A 19,147-nucleotide genomic window follows, 5' to 3' on the forward strand; every position below is an offset into this window, starting at 1 on the left:
GTTCAGCTCCGTTCAGGTGTGTCATCAAGCAATGCCTGTGCCTGCTGCCGCTGGGCCGGCGTCAGGACACTCCGGTCCTGGCGGGCCCGTCTGCGCAGCAACACGATCAGCCAGCTCGCCCCCGCCAGCAATAACAGGAACGGTCCGATCCAGAGCAACAGCGTCGCCCCCTTCAAGGGCGGCCGATAAAGCACAAAATCGCCATAGCGTTCAACCATATAGTCGGCAATCTCGGTTTCGGTACGTCCCTGCTGCAACTGTTCGCGCACCTGCTCACGCAGATCCAGCGCCAGTGGGGCATTGGACTCGGCAATCGATTGGTTCTGGCATACCAGGCACCGCAGCGTATAAGCAATCCTCTGTACCTGCGCCTCCAGGCTGGCGGCCTCGCGCGAAGCCTCTGCCCCGGTCTGAGCCATCGCCCCCGCACCGACCAGCATACACAGCAGCACAAAGACTGCGCATAGGCCATACCGTATGTGTGCCAACCCTCTTGTTTCTATCATGGTGCCACTCCCAGTGCGCCCGCAGCACGCAACATGGGCAACAACTCCTGCTCCAGCTTGCTGACCGTGATCGGCCCCAGATGGCGATAGCGTATCCTTCCCTCGCCATCAATCAGGAAGGTTTCCGGCACACCATAGACGCCCAGATCGATGGCCGTGCGCCCATCCACATCCATGGCTGTCAAAACATAGGGATCGCCCCGATTGTTCAGCCATATGGTTGCGCGCTCACGCGCCTGGGCCATCTCGGCATCGGCGGCCATGCCACTCACATTGATACCGGCTCCGCGCACTTCCTTGTAGCTCAGGCCCACGACCGGCAACATATCGCGCCGGGCAATCTCCATCAGTGCCTCATGTTCCTCACGGCAGGCGACGCACCAGGAAGCCCATACATTGAGCAGCCAGACCTTGCCACGCATGTCCTGGGGCGAGAAGGTCTGCTCCGGCGCATCCAGCCGTTTCAGCGCAAAGGCAGGTACGGGTCGATCGATCAACGCTGACGGCAAGCTGCGCGGGTCCAATGTCAGGCCATAGGCCAGGAAACCAGCCAGCATCAGCAAAAGCACAGCAGGTACGACAAAGCGCAGTTTCATGTCATGCTCCCTTTTTCCTGCGCCGGTAGCGCCGGTCCAGCGCGGCCAGGACACCACCCAGCCCCATCAATGCGCAGCCAGCCCATATCCAGCTGATGAACGGCCGGTAATACAGGTGCACGATCCAGGCGTCCTGATCCAGCGGCTCACCCAGGGCGACATAGAAATCACGCCAGAAACCGATGTCCAGCGCAGCCTCTGTCATTGGCATCTGCTGCGCGATATACAACCGTTTTTCCGGCAACAGCGTACCGACCGTTCGTCCTTCGTAAGACAGCGTGAAGGTTGCCCGCGCCGCATCATAATTCGACCTGCCGAAATCCTGGATACCTTCGAAACGCAATTCATGCCCGGCAAACGCCACGCTGTCTCCCGGCTGCATGCGCACATCACGGTTTTCATCCAGGCTGCCCACCAGAGTGACACCGATGATGAACACACCGATACCCAGGTGCGACAGCCACATTCCCCACCAGGCAGCAGGCACGGAAGTAAACCGTTCGCGCAGTGTCGCACGGCCCCTGGCACGCAACTGACTCATCAGCAGTTGCACGCTGGCCAGTACCACCCAGGCTGCAAGCCCCAGGCCCAGCCCGGCCCGCCAGCCAAGTTGCTGGTGCAGCAGGGCTGACAGCACCCCCACGAGGATGCTCATGGCAAATGCCGGAGCCACCCGTCGCAGCAAGATGGCAGGATCGTCATCCTTCCAGCGCAGGAACGTCCCCAGCATCATCAGGATCACCACAGGCGTCATGAGCGGCACGAAGACGGCTTCGAAATAAGGCGGGCCGACCGAAATCTTGCCCAGTTTCAGCACATCCATGAACAGGGGATACAGCGTGCCCAACAGCACCGATGCCGTCACGACCGCCAGCAGCATGTTATTGCCCAGCAACGCCGCATCGCGCGACACCAGGCTGAAACGCCCACCCCCACCCAGCGTGGGCGCGCGCCAGGCATAGAGCAACAGGGAAGAACCGATCACTGCCACCAGAAAACTCAGAATGAACAGGCCACGGCTGGGATCCACCGCAAAGGCATGCACGCTGGTCAGCACACCGGAGCGCACCAGGAACGCCCCCAGCAGAGACAATGAAAACGTACCGATCGCCAACAGCACGGTCCAACTGCGGAACGCACCGCGCTTTTCAGTCACGGCCAGGGAATGTATCAGCGCCGTGCCGAGCAACCAGGGCATCAGCGACGAATTCTCGACCGGATCCCAGAACCACCAGCCGCCCCAACCCAATTCGTAATAGGCCCAGCCAGAACCTACTGCAATGCCCGCGGTCAGGAATACCCAGGCCGCTGTGGTCCAGGGACGCGACCAGCGCGCCCACGCTGCATCCAGTCGCCCGGACAACAAGGCGGCAATGGCAAAGGCAAACGCCACTGAAAATCCGACATAGCCCATATACAGCAAGGGTGGATGGATGATCATGCCTGGATCCTGCAGCAAAGGATTCAGGTCACGTCCTTCGGCAGCAGCCGGCAACATGCGCACAAACGGATTCGATGTCAGCAGCATGAAGGCCAGAAATCCCGCTCCCACCCAGCCGAGCACGGCCATGACACGTGCCGAGAAATCATCCGGCAGGCTACGCGAATAGCGGGCGACGGCAACGGCCCACGCAGCCAGCGCCAGATTCCACAACAACAATGACCCCTCATGGCTGCCCCAGACCGCCGTGATCCGATAGATCAATGGCGTCGCGGTATTGGAATGCAAGACGACATAGCGCACCGAGAAATCACTGATCACGAAAGCCCAGGTCAATGCAGCATAGGCGAGGGCAATGAACAGCAATTGGGCATGGGCTGCAGCACGCCCGACACGCATCAAGGCCAATCGACCTGACCTGGCACCCACCAGGGGAACGACAGCCTGTACCAATGCCAACGCAAAGGCCAGCAGCAGCGCATAGTGGCCAAGCTCCGGAATCATGGCTGCACCACCGTCAGCATGCTTTTCTGCGCCTGCTGCAAGGCATCCGCAGCTTCGGGCGGCATGTAGTTCTCATCGTGTTTGGCCAGCACCTGACTGGCATGGAACAGGCCTGCTTCATCCAGCCGCCCCTGCGCCACGACACCCTTGCCTTCCCGGAAAAGATCAGGCAACGAGCCCTGGTACACCACAGGAATCGAACTGGCCGTATCGGTCACGGCAAACTTGACGCTCAACCCATCTGCCTGACGCTGCACGGATCCTTCCTCAACAATGCCGCCTATCCTCAACATCCGCTCCGGTGTGGCCTGACCCTGCAATATCTCGCTGGGAGAGTGAAAAAACACCAGATTGTCCTGAAAGGCCGACAGGACCAGCATGACCGCTGCCGTCAACAGCCCCAGTCCGCCCATGATCAGCGCAAGACGCTTGTGCCGTGTTTTCATGATGATGCTCCCTGTCTGGCAGCTGTCGCCCGCCGCCAGCGCAACAGTCTGTGCAGCGAGGCACGCGCCCCCGCACGCAACTGCAATACTTCGACCAACAGCAGCGCCGCACACACACCGTAGCTGCCCCATACAAACCAGGCATGACCGCCCATTTTCCAGAACTCAGACCAGGATGACCAGACCATCATCGACCTCCTTTCAGATCGCCGGCATGGTTTCCAACTACCGAGGCAGCGGCCAGGCGGCTATCCAGCATTTGTGTTACCCATCCAGCATGGCGCTCACGCACCAGCACAAGGCTGCGGGCCCGCCACAAGGTGACGGCAATCGTGTAGAACCAGGCAGCAAAAGTCAGCGCCAGCATGCCCAGCAACATGGTCGTCGCCATGCTGGGTGCTCGCGTCAGGCTGACGGATGCCCCCTGATGCAGGGTATTCCACCAACTCACCGAAAAATAGATGATCGGCACATTGACCGCCCCTACCAACGCAATCAAGGCACCCGTCCGGTCTGCACGGCGGGGATCATCGATGGCACGCGTCAGGGCGATATGACCAAGGTAGAGGAACAACAACAGCAATTGTGAGGTCAGGCGTGCATCCCATACCCAGTAGGCACCCCAGGTCGGTCGCCCCCACAAGGCACCGGTCCACAGGGCTATCACGCAGAACAGGGCACCTGTCGGGGCCAGCGCCTGGCTCATCACGAACGACAGCCGCGTATTGAATGCCAGGCCGATGACTGACCAGAACGCCATGGCCAGATACACCAGCATCGACATCCAGGCGGCAGGAACATGGATGAAAATGATCCGGTAGACCTCACCCTGCTGTGCATCGGTCGGCGCGACCCAGAAGCCCAGCCACAGCCCCACCAGCGCCAGCAACATGGCAAGCACAGCGCTCCAGGGCGCAACCCGGCCAGCCAGGGAATAGAAATTTTGTGGCGCAGCAAAATGAAACAGCCGCACACGCCTGGCAGGGCTGTCAACCTGCAGGTCGCCCGGGCCTGTCTGGGTCATTCCCGACAGGGGTGCGGCTGGCAATGAAGAAATGGAGGCATTCGAATTCATGTCAGGACTCCATGGCAATGTTCAGAGAGGCAGAACAGGCCCAGGGTGCCAGTGCCAACGTGGCAGCACAGATCCCCCCAAGCAACAGCAGGTGCGCACGCGCACCCGTGCCGGACAGGTCCGCCTCGACCGCACCGGCACCGAAAATCAGCACAGGGATATACAGTGGCAGTACCAGCAACCCCAGCAACATACCGCCATTGCGCAGGCCCAGCGTCAGCGCGGCACCGATGGCACCCAGCATCGCCAGTACCGGTGTGCCCAGCAGCAACCCTGTCACCAGCGCAGGCAATGCGCTGGCTGGCAACTGGAACCAGAGCGCCAGCAACGGCGTCGCCAGGATGACCGGCAGGCAGGCTCCCAGCCAGAATGCCAGCAGCTTGGCCAGGACCCACACCACAGCCGGCTCACCCGAGAGCACCAATTGCTCCAGGGTGCCATTGTCATGATCCTGGGCAAACAGCCGCGGCAATGACAGCAGCACCGACAGCAAGGCCGCCACCCAGATCACGCCAGGACCGATTGCGGCCAGGCGGGCCGGATCTGCCCCGATCCCCAGAGGAAACAGACTGGCCACCACAACCAGGAAGCCCAGTGTCGTCACCGCATCCATACGATTGCGCCAGACCAGCAACAGATCTCGCTGCAAGACAGAGAGAAAAACCTGTCTCATGCGTAGGCTCCCAGATCGACACAGGACACCGGCAAGCCGAATGGGACATCCTGGTGCGTGGTCAGCACTGTCGTACCGCCCCGAGCACAATGCGCCTGTATGGCTTGCACCACCCGCCCGACGGCCTCGACATCCAGCGCGACGAACGGTTCGTCCAGCAGCCACAGGGGACGCTGTGCCGACAGGAACAGCCGTGCCAGACTGGCGCGTCGCCGCTGCCCTTGAGACAGCATGCGCAACGGCATCTCCATCTCGCGCTCAAGGCCCACCTGCTCAAGCGCGGCATGCAGGTTGCGATCCGGCTGCGGCTCCCCTGCGCTGGCGCAGGCCCAGCGCAGGTTTTCGCAGGGACTGAGCAATTCATGGGTTGCAGCCGCATGGCCGAGATAGAACAGGCAGCGCCGAAAGCCATCCCGGTCAGCCTCGACCGGGCGACCCGCCCACTCTATGGAACCGCCTTCAGGTGCCGCCAACCCGGCCAGGATACGCAGCAGGCTGCTCTTGCCAATGCCGTTACCACCCGCCACGCGCAGAATCATGCCCGGCTTTGCCCACAACGCCAGTCCGCGAAACAGCAGACGATCGCCTTTCATGCAGCTCAGATCCTGGACACGCAGCACCATGATGCTCTCCTGGTTCAGTGAGGCGATGAATTCGCCGTATCGGGATGCAGGGTCGACGGGGCAACCGCATCGGATCGTTCCGCACCGATGCCCTGATCAACCGGAGGCAGTCTGTGGGCAATTCCCTTGTGGCAATCGATACACGTCTTGCCTTCCTCCAGCAATCCTTGCTGGTGCATGGTGGAAGCACGCCTGTTCTGCTGTGAGAAGTCGAAGTGATCTGACTTGTGACAGCTACGGCATGTACTGGAATCGCTGCGCCGCATCCGGGCCCACTCGCGCTCCGCCATTTCACGCCGATGCTGGTTGAACTTTTCGGGCGTATCCACCTTGCCCAGAATCGTCTGCAACACATCGTTGTAGGCCTCGAGCTTGCGATACATCTTGGGCCAGAACTCCTTGGGTACGTGGCAGTCCGAGCAGATCGCCCGTACGCCCGATGCACTCTGATAGTGGATGGTGTTCCGATATTCCAGATAGACGTTGTCGCCCATCTCGTGGCAGGAAATACAGAATTTTTCCGTATTGGTCGCTTCCAGACCCACCATGAAACCCACCAGTGCCAAGATGCCAAGCACAAAACTGCCGCAGGCAATCGCCAGCATTTTCCGCCGCTCGTATGCCCAGGCTTTCAGTCTTACCAGTTTTCCATTCGTTTTCATGCTGAATTCCTTGAACAATCAATGTTGCCGTTCTGTACGCTGGTACGTGTTTTCAACCAGAGGACGAGCGTCTGTCTGAGGCACATGGCACTGGACGCAGAAATAGCGCCGGGGCGATATGTTCGCCAGCTCCTGGCCATCGCGCGTCTTGTAATGCGTCTGGCTCACCCGCGTGGCATTCATTTCCTTGTAGCGGGTGTCGGAATGGCAATCCATGCAGCGGTTGAAGTTCAGGGATATTTCATATCCATCAATCTTGTGAGGAATGACAGGTGGCTGCTGTTCGTAATTGCGTTCGATCAACTCGCTGTCCTGCGTCGAACGAAAGGTGCCGGCAGGCAAGGTATCCGGCTCTGCGACATCAATGCCGCGCAGCCCCTTGAGATCATCCTGCGCCTGGGCATTCGTCAACAACCCTCCTGCAGACAGGGCCGCCATCACGAACAGTGACAGTCCATAGGATCGATAGCGGCCCAGACCGGACGGTTTGCGGGTTTTCATCGCCACGTGCAGGTCATTCGGCTTGTCCGGCTTGGAAAAATTGGAAGGCGATATGCGGTTTTTCATCAGTGTTGCTCCGGGGATTCCCGCCCTGCGGGAGAAGTGCGCCTGGCACTCCTTTCCTGTCGGACGGGCAGTAATGGGATATCGCGATCGAATCGGCTGGCCAGTTGGAAGACATCCTTGCCACACACATCAATGCATCGTCCACAGGTCGTACAGTCACCATCGAGAATCAAGGCATGCTCCTGTCCGGCCCCCTTCAGGGCGGGGCGGATGACCTGCATTTCAGGGCACACCGCAAAACAGTCCATGCAGTCATCACAATCCTGGCGTCTGGCGGCCTTGATGCGCAGCACGGCGACCCGGCCCAGCAGGCCATAAAAGGCTCCTTGCGGGCAGAGATGGCCACACCAGCCATGATGGGCAATCAAGAGGTCATACAAAAACACGCCCAGCACGATGCCCCAGGACAAGCCAAAACCGAAAATCAGGCCACGATGCAGGATCGACACGGGATTGACCCACTCCCATGCCAGGCTACCGGTCAGAAAAGCGGTCAACAGAATGAACAGGAGCAGCCAGTAGCGCGTCGAGGCCTCAGGTGCCTTGTTGCCTTTGATGCCCAGCCGGCGACGCAGCCACGCAGCCGCATCCGTGACCATATTCATGGGGCAGACCCACGAACAGTAGAGCCGCCCCCCCAGCAAGAGATAGAACGCCAGCATGATGCCTGCGCCGATAAGCACTTCACGGTAGGGCAGATAGCCCGTGGACAGCGATTGCAGGGCTACGAATGGATCCGCCAGAGGAACCGTATCCAGCACCAGACTGGCACTGAGGTTGCCCCTCAATACCCACAGTCCGAACCACGGTCCAATCAGGAACAGCAAGAGTATGCCGAGCTGACTGATTCTCCGAAGCAGCAACCATTTGTGCGCACGCAGCCAGCCCTTGACGGCAATGGCCTCTGCACCAGGTCGTTTACCCGCACGCAGCCCAACGGGCTGGCTGGTCGGCCGGCTTGATCCGGAAGAAGGAGATACCGCGCCAGGCTCGCTCATCACGGTTTCCATTTAGAGTTGAGGCCCATGCCGGTAAAAGGCATGACACCGTCCTGTTTGCCCATCGCAGGCGGAGGCGCAACAGGCGCAGCGGCAGGAGCAGGAGCAGGGCTGGCGGGCACAGGGGCTGTCACCTCTGCCGCCGGCATCGCAGGAGTGCGCTCCGGCAGGATATTCAAGGTATTGCCATCCTCCAGACCGCGTACCGGCACCTCCAGTTGATCTCCGATCAGGGACTGACCGCCCGCCGCTTCCTTTTCCTCCCAGCCACGCCGATAATGCTGCGCGCGCGACGCCTTGGCCAGCGACACGGGCAATACCTTGATCGCGGATTCGTCGGGCAACACACAGGCCTTTTCGCATTTTCCGCAGCCGGTACAGGCGTCGGCGTGAACAGTCGGCAACATCAGGGCATGCCGATCCGAACGCGGATTGTGCTGTTTCTCCAGCGTGATCGCCTTGTCGATCAACGGGCAGACCCGATAGCAGACATCACAGCGCAAGCCCAGATAATTCAGGCAGTTTTCATGGTCGATCAGCACCGCCAGGCCCATCTCGGCATCATCGATATTGGTCAATGAGCGATCCAGGGCACCCGTCGGGCAAGCGGCCGCACAGGGAATGTCCGTACACATTTCGCACGGTGTTTCACGTGCCGTGAAATACGGCGTGCCGGTCGTGACGTGATCCCCCCACTGCGCCAATACCAGGGTATCGAAGGGGCAGGCACGCACGCACAGGCCACACCGCACGCAGGCCGACAGAAAATCCTCCTCAGGCAGCGCACCGGGCGGCCGCAAAGCCGTGGCCGGCAGGGCATTGGTCTGCCGGGCATACATGCCCACGCCCATGGACAGCAGGCAACCCGCGCAAACCGTACCGGCCGTGTTCTTTATGAACCGCCGCCGGGCACTCGCCGCCTGTCGATCCTGAGGATCGACAGCCTGCCGGGAGGAAGGAGTTTTCTGCTTGTCCATGATGGTGCCCTATGCGCCGTTCCCTTCAGGCACGCAAGACCTTGACTGCGCATTTCTTGTAGTCGGTCTGCTTGGAGATGGGACACGTCGCATCCAGTGTCAGCTTGTTGATCAATCGGCTTTCATCAAAGAAAGGCACGAAAATCAAACCCTTGGGTGGCTTGTTGCGGCCACGTGTTTCCAACTGGGCAATGACTTCGCCACGACGGGACACGACCTTGACCTGCATACCTCGCTGCAGGCCGCGCTGGATGGCATCTTCCGGGTGCATGAATACCTGGGCTTCCGGGACGGACCGATGCAACTCCGGCACGCGCCGGGTCATCGAACCGGTATGCCAGTGCTCGAGCACACGCCCGGTGCAGAGCCACATATCGTATTCTTCGTCCGGCATCTCAGGAGGATCCTGATAGGGCAGGGCGAAAATGATGGCCTTGCCATCCTTGTGCCCATAGAAACGGAAGTCCTCGCCCGCCGGTACATAGGGGTCATAACCCTCACGGAAGCGCCACAGCGTCTCCTTGCCGTCCACGACGGGCCAGCGCATGCCACGGGCCTTGTGGTAAACGTCGTAGTAGGCCAGGTCGTGACCGTGCCCACGGCCAAAAGATGCATACTCCTCGAACAATCCCTTCTGTACATAGAAACCGAAATAGGCGGCCTCGTCATTCATGTAATTCGGGATGGCATGACCGTTGACCTCTGCCAGGTTTTCCAGCGGGTATTTGTTCACTGTGCCATTGGCATAGAGAATGTCGAACAGCGTCTTGTCCCTGAACTCCGGCTTCTTGGCGATGAGTTCTTCCGGCCAGATCTCATCCACCCGGAACCGCCGGGAAAACTCCATCATCTGCCACAGATCGCTCTTGGCGTTGCCCGGAGCCTTGACTTGCTGGCGCCAGACCTGGGTACGGCGCTCGGCGTTGCCAAACGCGCCTTCCTTTTCCGCCCACATGGCAGCCGGCAGGATCAGGTCAGCCGACAGGGCCGACACGGTGGGATAGACATCCGATACCACCACGAAGGCTTCCGGGTTGCGCCAGCCAGGATAGATTTCCTGGTTTACGTTGGGCCCTGCCTGCATGTTGTTGTTTGCACCTGTCCAGTAGCACTTGATCTTGCCATCCTTGAGGGCACGGCTCTGGGCTACCGCATGCAAGCCCATCAGCGAAGGAATGGCTCCTTCCGGCAGTTGCCACAGCTCTTCGCTGTGTGCCCGATGCGCCGGATTGGTAATGACCATGTCCGCCGGCAGCCGATGGGCGAATGTGCCCACTTCACGTGCCGTACCGCAGGCAGAGGGCTGACCCGTCAGGGAAAATGGCCCGCAACCCGGCGTGCTGATCTTGCCGGTCAGCAAGTGCACGTTGTAGATCATGTTGTTGGCCCAGGTACCACGCGTATGCTGGTTGAATCCCATGGTCCAGAGTGACATCACCTTGCGGTCAGGATCGGCATACAGTTCGGCAAGGCGCAACAGCCGGTCTGCCGGTACACCGGACAGCTCGGCCACCTTTTCCAGCGTGTACTCCGACACAAACTCGGCAAACTCCTCGAACGTGCTGTCGCGGGCGGCACCCGTATCACCCTTGGGCTTACCATCTTCGCCCATATAGCCATTGCTGGTGGCCTCTACTTCCAGAGGATGGTTGGGACGCAGGCCATAGCCGATATCATCTTCGCCCGCCTTGAACTTGACATGCTTGCTGAGGAAGTCCGTATTGACCCGTCCGGTCTGGATGATGTGGTTGCAGATATAGTTCATGATCGCCAGATCGGTCTGCGGCACAAAGATCATGCCGTTGTCCGCCAGCTCGAAAGAACGGTGCTCGAACGTTGACAGCACATGCACTTCACTGCCCACATGGCTCAGGCGGCGATCGGTGATGCGCGTCCAGAGGATCGGGTGCATTTCTGCCATGTTCGATCCCCACAGCACGAACGCATCGGCATTTTCCATGTCGTCGTAGCAGCCCATGGGTTCATCGATACCGAACGTCCGCATAAAGCCGGCCACCGCCGAAGCCATGCAATGGCGGGCATTGGGATCCAGGTTGTTCGAGCGCAGGCCTGCCTTCATCAGCTTGACGGCGGCGTACCCTTCCATCACCGTCCATTGCCCGGAGCCAAACATCCCGATCGCATTGGGACCATGATCCTTGAGCGCCGCCTTCCATTTCTCGGCCATGATGTCAAAGGCCTGATCCCACGAGATCGGCGTAAATTCGCCATTCTTGTCATACTGCCCGTTGGTCATGCGCAGCAGAGGCTCAGTCAGCCGGTCAGCCCCGTACATGATCTTGGACAGAAAGTAGCCCTTGATGCAGTTCAGTCCACGATTGACGGCAGCATCAGGATCGCCCTGCGTCGCCACAATCCGTCCATCCTGCACCCCTGCCAGTACGGAACATCCCGTTCCACAGAAACGGCAGGGGATCTTGTCCCAGCGAATCGCATCCTGCCCTCCGGATACCGGTTGGGCCACGACTGGAATCGTAATGCCGGCAGTGGTCGCGGCGGCAGCAACCGCATTGGTCTTGATAAATTCGCGTCGGTTCATGCTCATGATTTCATGCTCCCACTTGCTCGGGATGTTCATCTGTATGTTCGTAGACCAGTGCGGCACTCAGTACACCGTCCGCTTTGCTGACCAATGTCAGGGAGTCGGCAACGTCATAGCCCTCGCCATCTTCAACCGTGACAATCAGCGCATGCTTTTCTGCATCGCTGATATGTATCTGCACCCCAGGGATCGCCAGCAGTGCCTGTTTGGTTTTGGTCGGGCTACTGGTACGAACCAGCACACTGGCGATACGCATAGGAACATCCTTGAATTGATGTAGGGAATCTACAGTCGTATTGGACTGCCACGACGCGAGCATGGTCTTTGTGCCAAGACAACATTGATCCGTTATTAATTTCGGATATAGCGCTTCCATCTTCACTGAAAACAGAAGCAAATATCCGCAGTTCTGCCTTTAACGAGCCGTATCGTCCCTGCATCTGCACGAAGCCCGGCCAGACACCGAACAATCTGCCGCCCGACACCTGAAAATCGCAATTCAATGCGGTTGTGCCCCGCCAGATCAGTCACATCACCACGGCACCTGCGCGTAACCTTTCCGTGCGAAACCGCCGCATGCCTGCGAACGGTCATCACACCTTCCTGGAGCACAAACCATGTCCATTACCGTCATTTCCGATGCCGCCACCGCAACCGGCCTGCTGGACTCCGGCACCGTGTCACGGCCGCTGGACGGCAAACCCATCCATACCCGCACACTGGAGGTCATGCTGGCAGGGGCCGAAGAACACGGAACAGGGCTGTGGGAGTGCGCACCGGGCCGCTTCGAACGCCAGCTCGACAACGCCGAAGTGATGCATATCCTGTCGGGTGCCTGCACCTTCACCCCGACGGGCCAGGCACCCGTCAGGATCCATGCCGGCGATACGCTGTTCTTTCCGCGTAATACCACGGGGGTCTGGGAGATCACCGAAACCCTGCGCAAAGTCTATGTCGTACTGGCACTGGATTGAGGAAAGCAGCCTCTCGCTATACTGGTGCTCCGCTATTGGTGTCATCTTCAAACGGAGCCCACCCTGCATGTCTGAACCGCATTCCTTTTTCCTGCGCGCCACGATCAGCCCCGAGCGGCTGCAAGCCTTTCTCCAGGCTGCGCCGCGCAACGCCGAACTTACCGCGGCATGGCTGCAATGGTGGAACAGCCGGGAAAAATACGGCGACCAGCCGCTGACGGCCAGCGACCTGCAGGCCTATCGCTGCGAAACCAACCAGGCCATCCTGGAGATGTGGCGCAACGATGTGCGTACCGGCACCGTCGTCAGCTACGACGAACCGACGCAATGCTGGCAGGTCGGGATCGTGATGGCCTCGGAAAACTATCTGGAAATCCTGCCGCTGCTGGTGTTTGCCCAGCAGTTGCAGGACGAGAAACTGCCCTCGGAGGATGACTTCGCCCTGATCTATCCGTTTTTCTGGGGCGACAGCAATGTCATGGCCTACATGGACTATTCGGCCCCTCAGGCTGCGGTGCAGTCCACTGCCGACGTGCCGGCCGACAAGCTGGCCCATGCCGATGCGCAGTTGACGCGGATGCTCGATATGCTGCAGCAGGCAGACTGATCAAGCGGCCAGGTTCATACGGGTACCTGGCCTACGCCACAGCCGGGAACAGCCGCTCGACGAGATACTGTTTCTTGACGATGGGCGACTTGATCACGATATAGCTGAAATACTGCTCGATGCCGATATCGCGCTCCAGCAGGCCCTCGATGATCTGCTGGTAGTGAGCCACGCCGCGCGTCATGAATTTCAGCAGGTAGTCATAGCCGCCGCTGATGAGATGGCACTCGACCAGTTCGTCGACATCACGGATGGCCGTCTCGAACCGCTGGAAATCCTCGCGATGATGATCGTTCAGCGTCACCTCGGTAAACACCGTCAGCACATCGCCCAGCTTGTTGAGGTTGATCTGCGCGCTGTAGCCCTCGATGTAGCCGGCCTTTTCAAGCCGCTTGACGCGAATCAGGCACGGGCTGGCAGACAGGCCGACGGCATCGGCCAGCACCACATTGGTCATTCGGCCATTCTGCTGCAGTTGCGACAGAATACGCAGGTCGAGTCGATCGAGTTTGATGGGCACAGACATGGCAGGAAAGGTGTAGCGTACGGATTCGGGCTGGCGCGATCCATTATCCCCGGCGCTCCGAGCTGCCGTTACTAGGGAAACCCCCGATCCAGGCTGCGCTGCAAAAATTCCACGAACACCCGCACCTTGGCCGAGGCATTGAGCCGCGACGGGTAGACCGCCCAGACATTGGCCTCCTGCCGGTAGTCGGCCAGGATATGCACCAGCTTTCCCGCCTGGATCAGTGGTGCCACGTCCCATTGCGAACGCAGGATCACGCCATGGCCGTCTACCGCCCATTGCACGGCCATTTCACCGTGATTGGTGGACAGCGGTCCCTGCACCTTGACGCGGCTTTCCTGGCGACCATGCTGCAGACGCCAGATTCCGAAAGGGTGGTCGCGCTCCTTGATCACCAGGCAGTCGTGCGCCGCCAGTTCCTGCAGCGAGCGCGGCTCGCCGCGCCGCGCCAGGTACTCGGGTGCCGCGCACAGGATGCGGCTGTTGTCCGCCAGACGACGCGCAATCATGTCCGGCGCAATGTCTTCCCCCACGCGGATATCCAGATCGAAACCCGCCGCCGCGATATCAACCAGATGGTCGAACACCTCGAAGCGCACCTGCACCGCCGGGTGCTCGCGGGCAAACTGCGACAGGGCCGGCCCCACCACGCGCCGGCCAAAGCCGATGCTGCTGCAGACCCGCAACACGCCGCGCGGGGCACGCCGGGTGGCGCTGATGTCATCCACCAGTTGCTCGACATCATCGAGAATCCGCAGCGCCCAGTGGTAGACACGCTCGCCAGCCGGCGTCACGGCCACGCGCCGGGTCGTGCGATGCAGCAGCGTCGTCTGCAGCACCGCCTCCAGCACATGGATGCGCTTGGTCACATAGGCCGGCGACGCGCCAAGCTGCCGCGCCGCCGCCGAAAACCCGGCGTGCCTGACGACCGCGCAGAATACCCGCAGGTCTTCCGGCAATGGATCTTTATTCATGATGTGTGAATATTCAGTTCACAAGATGGCTCATTGTAGGTGATGGTAGCGAGGCTTACGATGAGCGGCTGACACAACACCACAACAGGAAGAGACCATGAGCCAGACACTGAAAATCGCCGCCATCGCCGGAGACGGCATCGGCCGGGAAGTGATGCCGGAAGGCCTGCGCGTGCTGGAAGCTGCCGCACAGCGCTTTGGCATCAGCCTGCAGATCGACACCATCGACTGGGCCAACTGCGACTACTATCAGCAAACCGGAGCCATGATGCCCGAGGACTGGAAGGCACAGCTCTCGGGCTATGACGCCATCTATTTCGGTGCCGTCGGCTGGCCCGCCACCACGCCCGACCATATCTCCCTGTGGGGCTCGCTGCTTAAATTCAGGCGCGAGTTCGACCAGTACATCAACCTGCGCCCGGTACGCCTGTTCGACGGCGTGCCATGCCCGCTGACCGGACGCAAGGCCGGCGACATCGACTTTCTGGTCGTGCGCGAGAACACCGAAGGCGAATACACCAACCTCGGCGGCATCCTGTTCGAGGGCACGGACCGCGAAATCGTCATCCAGGAATCGGTGTTCTCGCGCAAGGGCACCGACCGCGTCCTCAGGTTTGCCTACGAACTGGCGCAACAGCGCAAGCGCAAGCTGACCGTCGCCACCAAGAGCAACGGCATCGCCATCAGCATGCCCTGGTGGGATCGGCGAGCCGATGCCATCGGTGCCGACTATCCGGACATCGCAGTGGACAAGCAGCACATCGATATCCTCACCGCCCGCTTCGTACTGCAACCGCAGCGTTTCGACGTGGTGGTGGCCTCCAACCTGTTCGGTGACATCCTCTCCGACCTCGGCCCGGCCTGCACCGGCACCATCGGGCTGGCACCGTCGGCCAACCTGAACCCGGAGCGTGATTTCCCCTCGCTGTTCGAACCCGTGCACGGCTCGGCACCCGACATCTACGGCAAGGGCATCGCCAACCCCATTGCCATGATCTGGAGCGGTGCGCTGATGCTGCAATTCCTGGGTCATGCAGAGGCTCATGACGCCATCGTGCGCGCCATCGAGGACTCGCTCAAGCAGGGGCCACACACGCCCGACCTGGGTGGTCAGGCCAGAACAACCGACGTCGGCCAGGACATTGCCGAGCGTATCCGAAACGCAACCTGAAGACCCCCACAGGGCGGGAATACAGCACGAGACGGCACATAGGCGACACAGAGGCAAAAATATAAATATAATGAAATCAACTCAAAATCTTGAAATTTCGTTATGCCCGACTCGACAGCTGCAGCCCGCCCCGGTGCCCGTATCCGTGCCCTGCGCCGCACGCGCAAGATGACCGTCAACGAACTCGCCCTCAAGGCCGGCGTCTCCGTCGGTATGATCAGTCAGGTCGAGCGAGGCATCGCCAACCCTTCGCTGCGTACCCTGGAACGGCTGCGCATGGCGCTGGACGTACCGCTTTCCGACCTGCTGGAAACCGATGAGGAAGAAGCGCAGCCCAGCGCCGAGCACGACTTCGTGCGCCGCGCAGCGCAGCGCCCGCACTTCAGCGTCGGCCCGCTGAACAAGCAGTTGCTGACACCGCACGGCAAGCACGACATCCAGTTCATGATCATCGAAATCCCGCCCCATACCAGCGCTGACGAAGTGCTGATCGGGCCGGGAGAAAAGGCCGGCCTGGTACTCGACGGCCAGCTCACCCTGGGTGTGGGCAGCCAGCAGGCCCGGCTGGAAGCGGGCGACAGCTTTCAGTTCGACAGCACGCAGACCCATTTCCTGCGCAACGAGACCGAGACGGCCGCCAATGTGCTCTGGATCATGAATACGCGGATGCCGGTTTCATACATCTAGGTTTCATTCCTCCAATATATTGAATTTCTGTTCGCCATGACCACCGTTACCTTGCCAGTCCCCAACCCTGCGCTTGTCCGGTCCATGGCCGAACAGGCCCAGGCCCTGATCCCCAAACTGGTGCAATGGCGCCGACACCTGCATGCCCATCCCGAACTGGGCTGGCAGGAAGCCGCCACCACCGCCTACGTGGCGCGGTATGTCGAAGCGCTCGGCTTCGACATCAAGACCGGCGCACCCGTCATCGGCAGCAAGATCCTGGGTGCCCCCGCGGAAGGCCCTGCGCACACCGGCTGCATTGCCGAACTGCATTTCGACCGGCCCGGCCCCACCGTCGCCATCCGTGCCGACCTCGATGCACTGCCGATCCACGAAGTAGACACACAAGGGCAGGGCCATCGCCCCGCCGAGGAAGGCTGGCACTCGCAGCACACCGGCGTCATGCATGCCTGTGGACATGACGGGCATCTGGCCATCGCACTGGGTATCGCCCAGATCATGTCCACGCAGAAAGCACACCTGTGCGGCACCCTGCGCCTGATCTTCCAGCCGGCAGAAGAGGGTACCCGCGGTGCCCGCGCCATCGTGGAACAGGGCTGGCTCGATGACGTGGATGTGTTCCTGGGCTTTCATATCGGCCTGGGCGTCCCCTCCGATACCGTGGCACTGGACCCGGTCGGCTTCCTGGCCACGCGCAAGTACAGCGTGACCTATCGCGGAGCCCCCGCCCACGCCGGCCGCGCCCCGGAGACCGGCCGCAACGCGCTGCTCGGTGCCTGCCAGGCCACCCTCGGCCTGCACGCCCTGGCGCAGTCCGGCCAACCGGGCATCCGCGTAAACGTCGGCACCATGCACGCCGGCCAGGCTCTCAATATCGTCCCGGACGAAGCCCGCTTCGGCGTCGAATTGCGCGCCGAGCGCCAGCACGACCTGGACGCACTGGATCCCCGTGTACAGGCACTGATTTCAGGGACGGCGGCTGCGCATCAACTGGAGGCGGATATTCGGCTGATCGGCGAAGCGCGAGACTGGGAAAACCCTGCCGATATGGTGGCGTGGGCGAGGGAAGTTGCGCAGTGCAGTGGTGCCTTTCGGGACACGGTGAATCGCTACGATGTGCGTGTCAGTGAAGATGCCACGTTGATGACGCATGCGGTGGCTGCTCGGGGGGGAAAGACGGCTTATATAGTGCTGGGGGCGGATCTGCCCAGTGGGCACCATACGGCTGAGTTTGATTTTGATGAAGGAGTGCTGGGGAAGGGGGTCGCGTTGGTGGGGGGGATGGTGGGAGTGGTTTTGGGAGTGGGGTGAAAGTTGGAATCTACCAATAGTGAAAATTATCGATCCGCAAATTTTTAGGCATGCCAGAGCCGTAGCCAAGCTCCTGCGGCAGGCCTTCCCAGACGATGCCCATCATCAGCACAAAATGATGCCGCTAAATGCAGTACGGCCATCAAACCAAGACCCTCCGCCTTGCAATGAGAGATTCCAGGCAGGGACCATGCTTCCATTTGATTTGTAGACTGCTATATTTGCTGGTTTTGTAGGCGTTATGTGATCAGGAATGGATAAGCCAAGAATCAGAGTGGACTTCAATTCGCTAATAGATAAAGATTTGGTTCTTCTCTCTAAAGATGATGAAATCGAAGACTCCTCAGGACAAAAAATCATGCTGTGGGTTGGTAGGCCTGTAGCAATATATGAATACAATCACTATGAAAATGGTGAAAAAGAATATTTACTGGCTGAAGGTTTTGCAGTATTGAATGAGTTTCAAAAAGATCCCATTTCAAAGTGGTGTTGTCGTATAAATTTGAACGGAATTGATGTGTTAATCACATAAGCCAAAAATATTTTTCCACGCTTAGAGCGTGTTATGGACTTAATCTCTGCCGCATGTTGTTCAGCATGAGCATGGCAAACACAACGAAGTGCGGCCGGCAAGGGTTTCTGGCAGCCGCTAATAATCTCGGGTCAGTCGCCGGAAGCGTCCGACGACCCCACCTTGACGGTCAGTTCTCCGATCCTGCTATTGGGCAGCGTCGGCAGCCGCCCGCCGTCCTGCCCGCAGCGATCCTGCGAACAACCAGTTCTTGCGCCCCAACGCCACCGGCCGGATCTGGTTTTCCACCCGGTTATTGTCGATGGGCAGGTGCCCATCATCCAGGTAGCGCGTCAGCGCTGCCCAGCGTTTCAAGCTCTAGTCCAAGGCGCGGCTGGTGCCGCTGTTGTCCGACACCTTTTCCCGATGCGCGAGCATCCAGGCATATAGCGCATCGGCTAATGGCCGGGCCTGTTCCTGGCGTAATCGCTGTCGTTCTTCTGACGCTAGGCTCTTGGCCTGAGCCTCAATGGCATACAGCACCTGGATCAAGGTCAACGCCGGTTCGGCGATCTGGCTTTTGCCCGACTGGTTCAGTTCGTGGAACTTGCGCCGCGCATGCGCCATGCAGCCCATTTCTGTTAGCGCCGATGTAATACTGACCCACCTGGGCAATGATGGTGGCCTTTTGGCCACCGACAATGTTGACTCAGGAGCAAGCAGTGGAGATCAAGGTAATGGCGCGTCGTGGCGTC

The 19,147-nt window shown here is 60.1% G+C and carries 22 protein-coding genes and 2 pseudogenes; 6 read left to right on the forward strand and 18 right to left on the reverse strand.

Annotated features, from left to right (window positions below; translation table 11 throughout):
- Window positions 1–2: 2 nt before the first annotated feature.
- Genes ABN482_RS02200 through ABN482_RS02265 form a run of 14 tightly spaced genes read right to left on the reverse strand, consistent with a single transcriptional unit; the run spans window position 3 to window position 11,887 of the window.
- Window positions 3–506, reverse strand: coding sequence for a cytochrome c-type biogenesis protein (locus tag ABN482_RS02200; RefSeq protein ID WP_349502457.1), 504 nt, complete (start codon window positions 504–506; stop codon window positions 3–5).
- A complete protein-coding gene (locus ABN482_RS02205; RefSeq protein ID WP_349502458.1) occupies window positions 503–1,102 on the reverse strand; it encodes a DsbE family thiol:disulfide interchange protein in 600 nt (199 codons plus the stop codon). The genes ABN482_RS02200 and ABN482_RS02205 overlap by 4 nt, the downstream gene beginning before the upstream one ends.
- A gap of 1 nt (window position 1,103) precedes the next feature.
- Window positions 1,104–3,047, reverse strand: coding sequence for a heme lyase CcmF/NrfE family subunit (locus ABN482_RS02210; protein ID WP_349502459.1), 1,944 nt, complete (start codon window positions 3,045–3,047; stop codon window positions 1,104–1,106).
- Window positions 3,044–3,493 carry a cytochrome c maturation protein CcmE gene (gene ccmE / locus ABN482_RS02215; protein ID WP_349502460.1) on the reverse strand — a complete coding sequence of 150 codons (450 nt, stop codon included), beginning with the start codon at window positions 3,491–3,493 and terminating at the stop codon, window positions 3,044–3,046. Before ccmE ends, ABN482_RS02210 begins: the two co-directional genes overlap by 4 nt.
- A complete protein-coding gene (gene ccmD, locus ABN482_RS02220) occupies window positions 3,490–3,684 on the reverse strand; it encodes a heme exporter protein CcmD (RefSeq protein WP_349502461.1) in 195 nt (64 codons plus the stop codon). The genes ccmE and ccmD overlap by 4 nt, the downstream gene beginning before the upstream one ends.
- Complete coding sequence (ccmC, locus tag ABN482_RS02225) at window positions 3,681–4,517, reverse strand: heme ABC transporter permease CcmC (protein WP_349502477.1); 837 nt, start codon at window positions 4,515–4,517, stop codon at window positions 3,681–3,683. Before ccmC ends, ccmD begins: the two co-directional genes overlap by 4 nt.
- 52 nt (window positions 4,518–4,569) lie before the next feature.
- Window positions 4,570–5,241 (reverse strand): heme exporter protein CcmB, encoded by a 672-nt coding sequence (gene ccmB, locus ABN482_RS02230; protein ID WP_349502462.1) that lies wholly within the window; start codon window positions 5,239–5,241, stop codon window positions 4,570–4,572.
- Window positions 5,238–5,864 carry a cytochrome c biogenesis heme-transporting ATPase CcmA gene (gene ccmA, locus ABN482_RS02235; protein WP_349502463.1) on the reverse strand — a complete coding sequence of 209 codons (627 nt, stop codon included), beginning with the start codon at window positions 5,862–5,864 and terminating at the stop codon, window positions 5,238–5,240. The genes ccmB and ccmA overlap by 4 nt, the downstream gene beginning before the upstream one ends.
- Before the next feature lie 14 nt (window positions 5,865–5,878).
- Window positions 5,879–6,526: a NapC/NirT family cytochrome c gene (locus ABN482_RS02240; protein WP_349502464.1), complete on the reverse strand. Its 648-nt coding sequence runs from the start codon at window positions 6,524–6,526 to the stop codon at window positions 5,879–5,881.
- 18 nt (window positions 6,527–6,544) lie between these two features.
- Window positions 6,545–7,093 (reverse strand): nitrate reductase cytochrome c-type subunit, encoded by a 549-nt coding sequence (locus ABN482_RS02245; RefSeq protein ID WP_349502465.1) that lies wholly within the window; start codon window positions 7,091–7,093, stop codon window positions 6,545–6,547.
- Window positions 7,093–8,091, reverse strand: coding sequence for a quinol dehydrogenase ferredoxin subunit NapH (napH, locus tag ABN482_RS02250; RefSeq protein ID WP_349502466.1), 999 nt, complete (start codon window positions 8,089–8,091; stop codon window positions 7,093–7,095). The genes ABN482_RS02245 and napH overlap by 1 nt, the downstream gene beginning before the upstream one ends.
- Complete coding sequence (gene napG, locus ABN482_RS02255; RefSeq protein WP_349502467.1) at window positions 8,091–9,068, reverse strand: ferredoxin-type protein NapG; 978 nt, start codon at window positions 9,066–9,068, stop codon at window positions 8,091–8,093. Before napG ends, napH begins: the two co-directional genes overlap by 1 nt.
- A gap of 25 nt (window positions 9,069–9,093) precedes the next feature.
- Window positions 9,094–11,634 (reverse strand): nitrate reductase catalytic subunit NapA, encoded by a 2,541-nt coding sequence (gene napA / locus ABN482_RS02260; RefSeq protein WP_349502468.1) that lies wholly within the window; start codon window positions 11,632–11,634, stop codon window positions 9,094–9,096.
- Window positions 11,635–11,638: 4 nt separating this feature from the next.
- Window positions 11,639–11,887 (reverse strand): chaperone NapD, encoded by a 249-nt coding sequence (locus ABN482_RS02265; protein ID WP_349502469.1) that lies wholly within the window; start codon window positions 11,885–11,887, stop codon window positions 11,639–11,641.
- A 361-nt stretch (window positions 11,888–12,248) separates the two neighbouring features.
- On the opposite strand from ABN482_RS02265, the gene ABN482_RS02270 reads away from it, so the two are divergent.
- Entirely contained in the window at window positions 12,249–12,605 is a 357-nt protein-coding gene (locus ABN482_RS02270) for a cupin domain-containing protein (protein ID WP_349502470.1), read from the forward strand.
- Between the two features lie 67 nt (window positions 12,606–12,672).
- Window positions 12,673–13,212 carry a hypothetical protein gene (locus ABN482_RS02275; RefSeq protein ID WP_349502471.1) on the forward strand — a complete coding sequence of 180 codons (540 nt, stop codon included), beginning with the start codon at window positions 12,673–12,675 and terminating at the stop codon, window positions 13,210–13,212.
- 31 nt (window positions 13,213–13,243) lie between these two features.
- Here the strand turns inward: ABN482_RS02275 and ABN482_RS02280 are convergent, their stop codons facing one another.
- Window positions 13,244–13,738 carry an Lrp/AsnC family transcriptional regulator gene (locus tag ABN482_RS02280; RefSeq protein ID WP_349502472.1) on the reverse strand — a complete coding sequence of 165 codons (495 nt, stop codon included), beginning with the start codon at window positions 13,736–13,738 and terminating at the stop codon, window positions 13,244–13,246.
- A gap of 71 nt (window positions 13,739–13,809) precedes the next feature.
- Complete coding sequence (locus tag ABN482_RS02285; RefSeq protein ID WP_349502473.1) at window positions 13,810–14,712, reverse strand: LysR substrate-binding domain-containing protein; 903 nt, start codon at window positions 14,710–14,712, stop codon at window positions 13,810–13,812.
- A gap of 97 nt (window positions 14,713–14,809) precedes the next feature.
- On the opposite strand from ABN482_RS02285, the gene ABN482_RS02290 reads away from it, so the two are divergent.
- From ABN482_RS02290 to ABN482_RS02300, 3 genes are all read left to right on the forward strand, one after another.
- A complete protein-coding gene (locus ABN482_RS02290) occupies window positions 14,810–15,883 on the forward strand; it encodes a tartrate dehydrogenase (protein ID WP_349502474.1) in 1,074 nt (357 codons plus the stop codon).
- A gap of 102 nt (window positions 15,884–15,985) precedes the next feature.
- A complete protein-coding gene (locus ABN482_RS02295; RefSeq protein WP_109063071.1) occupies window positions 15,986–16,570 on the forward strand; it encodes a helix-turn-helix domain-containing protein in 585 nt (194 codons plus the stop codon).
- Window positions 16,571–16,606: 36 nt separating this feature from the next.
- The gene (locus ABN482_RS02300) at window positions 16,607–17,881 is read left to right on the forward strand and encodes an amidohydrolase (protein WP_349502475.1); all 1,275 of its coding nucleotides are present in this window, start codon (window positions 16,607–16,609) and stop codon (window positions 17,879–17,881) included.
- 49 nt (window positions 17,882–17,930) lie between these two features.
- Here the strand turns inward: ABN482_RS02300 and ABN482_RS02305 are convergent.
- Window positions 17,931–18,013: pseudogene (locus tag ABN482_RS02305) on the reverse strand (IS5/IS1182 family transposase); the annotation flags it as partial.
- 142 nt (window positions 18,014–18,155) lie between these two features.
- On the opposite strand from ABN482_RS02305, the gene ABN482_RS02310 reads away from it, so the two are divergent.
- On the forward strand, window positions 18,156–18,413 hold the full coding sequence (locus ABN482_RS02310; protein WP_143859382.1) for a hypothetical protein: 258 nt from the start codon (window positions 18,156–18,158) through the stop codon (window positions 18,411–18,413).
- 201 nt (window positions 18,414–18,614) lie between these two features.
- On the opposite strand, the pseudogene ABN482_RS02315 reads toward ABN482_RS02310, so the two are convergent.
- A pseudogene (locus ABN482_RS02315) lies at window positions 18,615–19,034 on the reverse strand (IS66 family transposase); the annotation flags it as partial.
- Between the last annotated feature and the right edge of the window lie 113 nt (window positions 19,035–19,147).

The sequence above is a fragment of the Corticimicrobacter sp. genome, from assembly GCF_040137905.1.
In the GTDB taxonomy this organism is placed as follows: domain Bacteria; phylum Pseudomonadota; class Gammaproteobacteria; order Burkholderiales; family Burkholderiaceae_B; genus Corticimicrobacter.

Bases quoted from the DNA above. Each gene is read 5' to 3' on its own strand.
- ABN482_RS02200 (WP_349502457.1), bottom strand. From the start codon at position 506: ATGATAGAAACAAGAGGGTTGGCACACATACGGTATGGCCTATGCGCA.
- ABN482_RS02205 (WP_349502458.1), bottom strand. From the start codon at position 1,102: ATGAAACTGCGCTTTGTCGTACCTGCTGTGCTTTTGCTGATGCTGGCT.
- ABN482_RS02210 (WP_349502459.1), bottom strand. From the start codon at position 3,047: ATGATTCCGGAGCTTGGCCACTATGCGCTGCTGCTGGCCTTTGCGTTG.
- ccmE (WP_349502460.1), bottom strand. From the start codon at position 3,493: ATGAAAACACGGCACAAGCGTCTTGCGCTGATCATGGGCGGACTGGGG.
- ccmD (WP_349502461.1), bottom strand. From the start codon at position 3,684: ATGATGGTCTGGTCATCCTGGTCTGAGTTCTGGAAAATGGGCGGTCAT.
- ccmC (WP_349502477.1), bottom strand. From the start codon at position 4,517: ATGACCCAGACAGGCCCGGGCGACCTGCAGGTTGACAGCCCTGCCAGG.
- ccmB (WP_349502462.1), bottom strand. From the start codon at position 5,241: ATGAGACAGGTTTTTCTCTCTGTCTTGCAGCGAGATCTGTTGCTGGTC.
- ccmA (WP_349502463.1), bottom strand. From the start codon at position 5,864: ATGGTGCTGCGTGTCCAGGATCTGAGCTGCATGAAAGGCGATCGTCTG.
- ABN482_RS02240 (WP_349502464.1), bottom strand. From the start codon at position 6,526: ATGAAAACGAATGGAAAACTGGTAAGACTGAAAGCCTGGGCATACGAG.
- ABN482_RS02245 (WP_349502465.1), bottom strand. From the start codon at position 7,093: ATGAAAAACCGCATATCGCCTTCCAATTTTTCCAAGCCGGACAAGCCG.
- napH (WP_349502466.1), bottom strand. From the start codon at position 8,091: ATGAGCGAGCCTGGCGCGGTATCTCCTTCTTCCGGATCAAGCCGGCCG.
- napG (WP_349502467.1), bottom strand. From the start codon at position 9,068: ATGGACAAGCAGAAAACTCCTTCCTCCCGGCAGGCTGTCGATCCTCAG.
- napA (WP_349502468.1), bottom strand. From the start codon at position 11,634: ATGAGCATGAACCGACGCGAATTTATCAAGACCAATGCGGTTGCTGCC.
- ABN482_RS02265 (WP_349502469.1), bottom strand. From the start codon at position 11,887: ATGCGTATCGCCAGTGTGCTGGTTCGTACCAGTAGCCCGACCAAAACC.
- ABN482_RS02270 (WP_349502470.1), top strand. From the start codon at position 12,249: ATGTCCATTACCGTCATTTCCGATGCCGCCACCGCAACCGGCCTGCTG.
- ABN482_RS02275 (WP_349502471.1), top strand. From the start codon at position 12,673: ATGTCTGAACCGCATTCCTTTTTCCTGCGCGCCACGATCAGCCCCGAG.
- ABN482_RS02280 (WP_349502472.1), bottom strand. From the start codon at position 13,738: ATGTCTGTGCCCATCAAACTCGATCGACTCGACCTGCGTATTCTGTCG.
- ABN482_RS02285 (WP_349502473.1), bottom strand. From the start codon at position 14,712: ATGAATAAAGATCCATTGCCGGAAGACCTGCGGGTATTCTGCGCGGTC.
- ABN482_RS02290 (WP_349502474.1), top strand. From the start codon at position 14,810: ATGAGCCAGACACTGAAAATCGCCGCCATCGCCGGAGACGGCATCGGC.
- ABN482_RS02295 (WP_109063071.1), top strand. From the start codon at position 15,986: ATGCCCGACTCGACAGCTGCAGCCCGCCCCGGTGCCCGTATCCGTGCC.
- ABN482_RS02300 (WP_349502475.1), top strand. From the start codon at position 16,607: ATGACCACCGTTACCTTGCCAGTCCCCAACCCTGCGCTTGTCCGGTCC.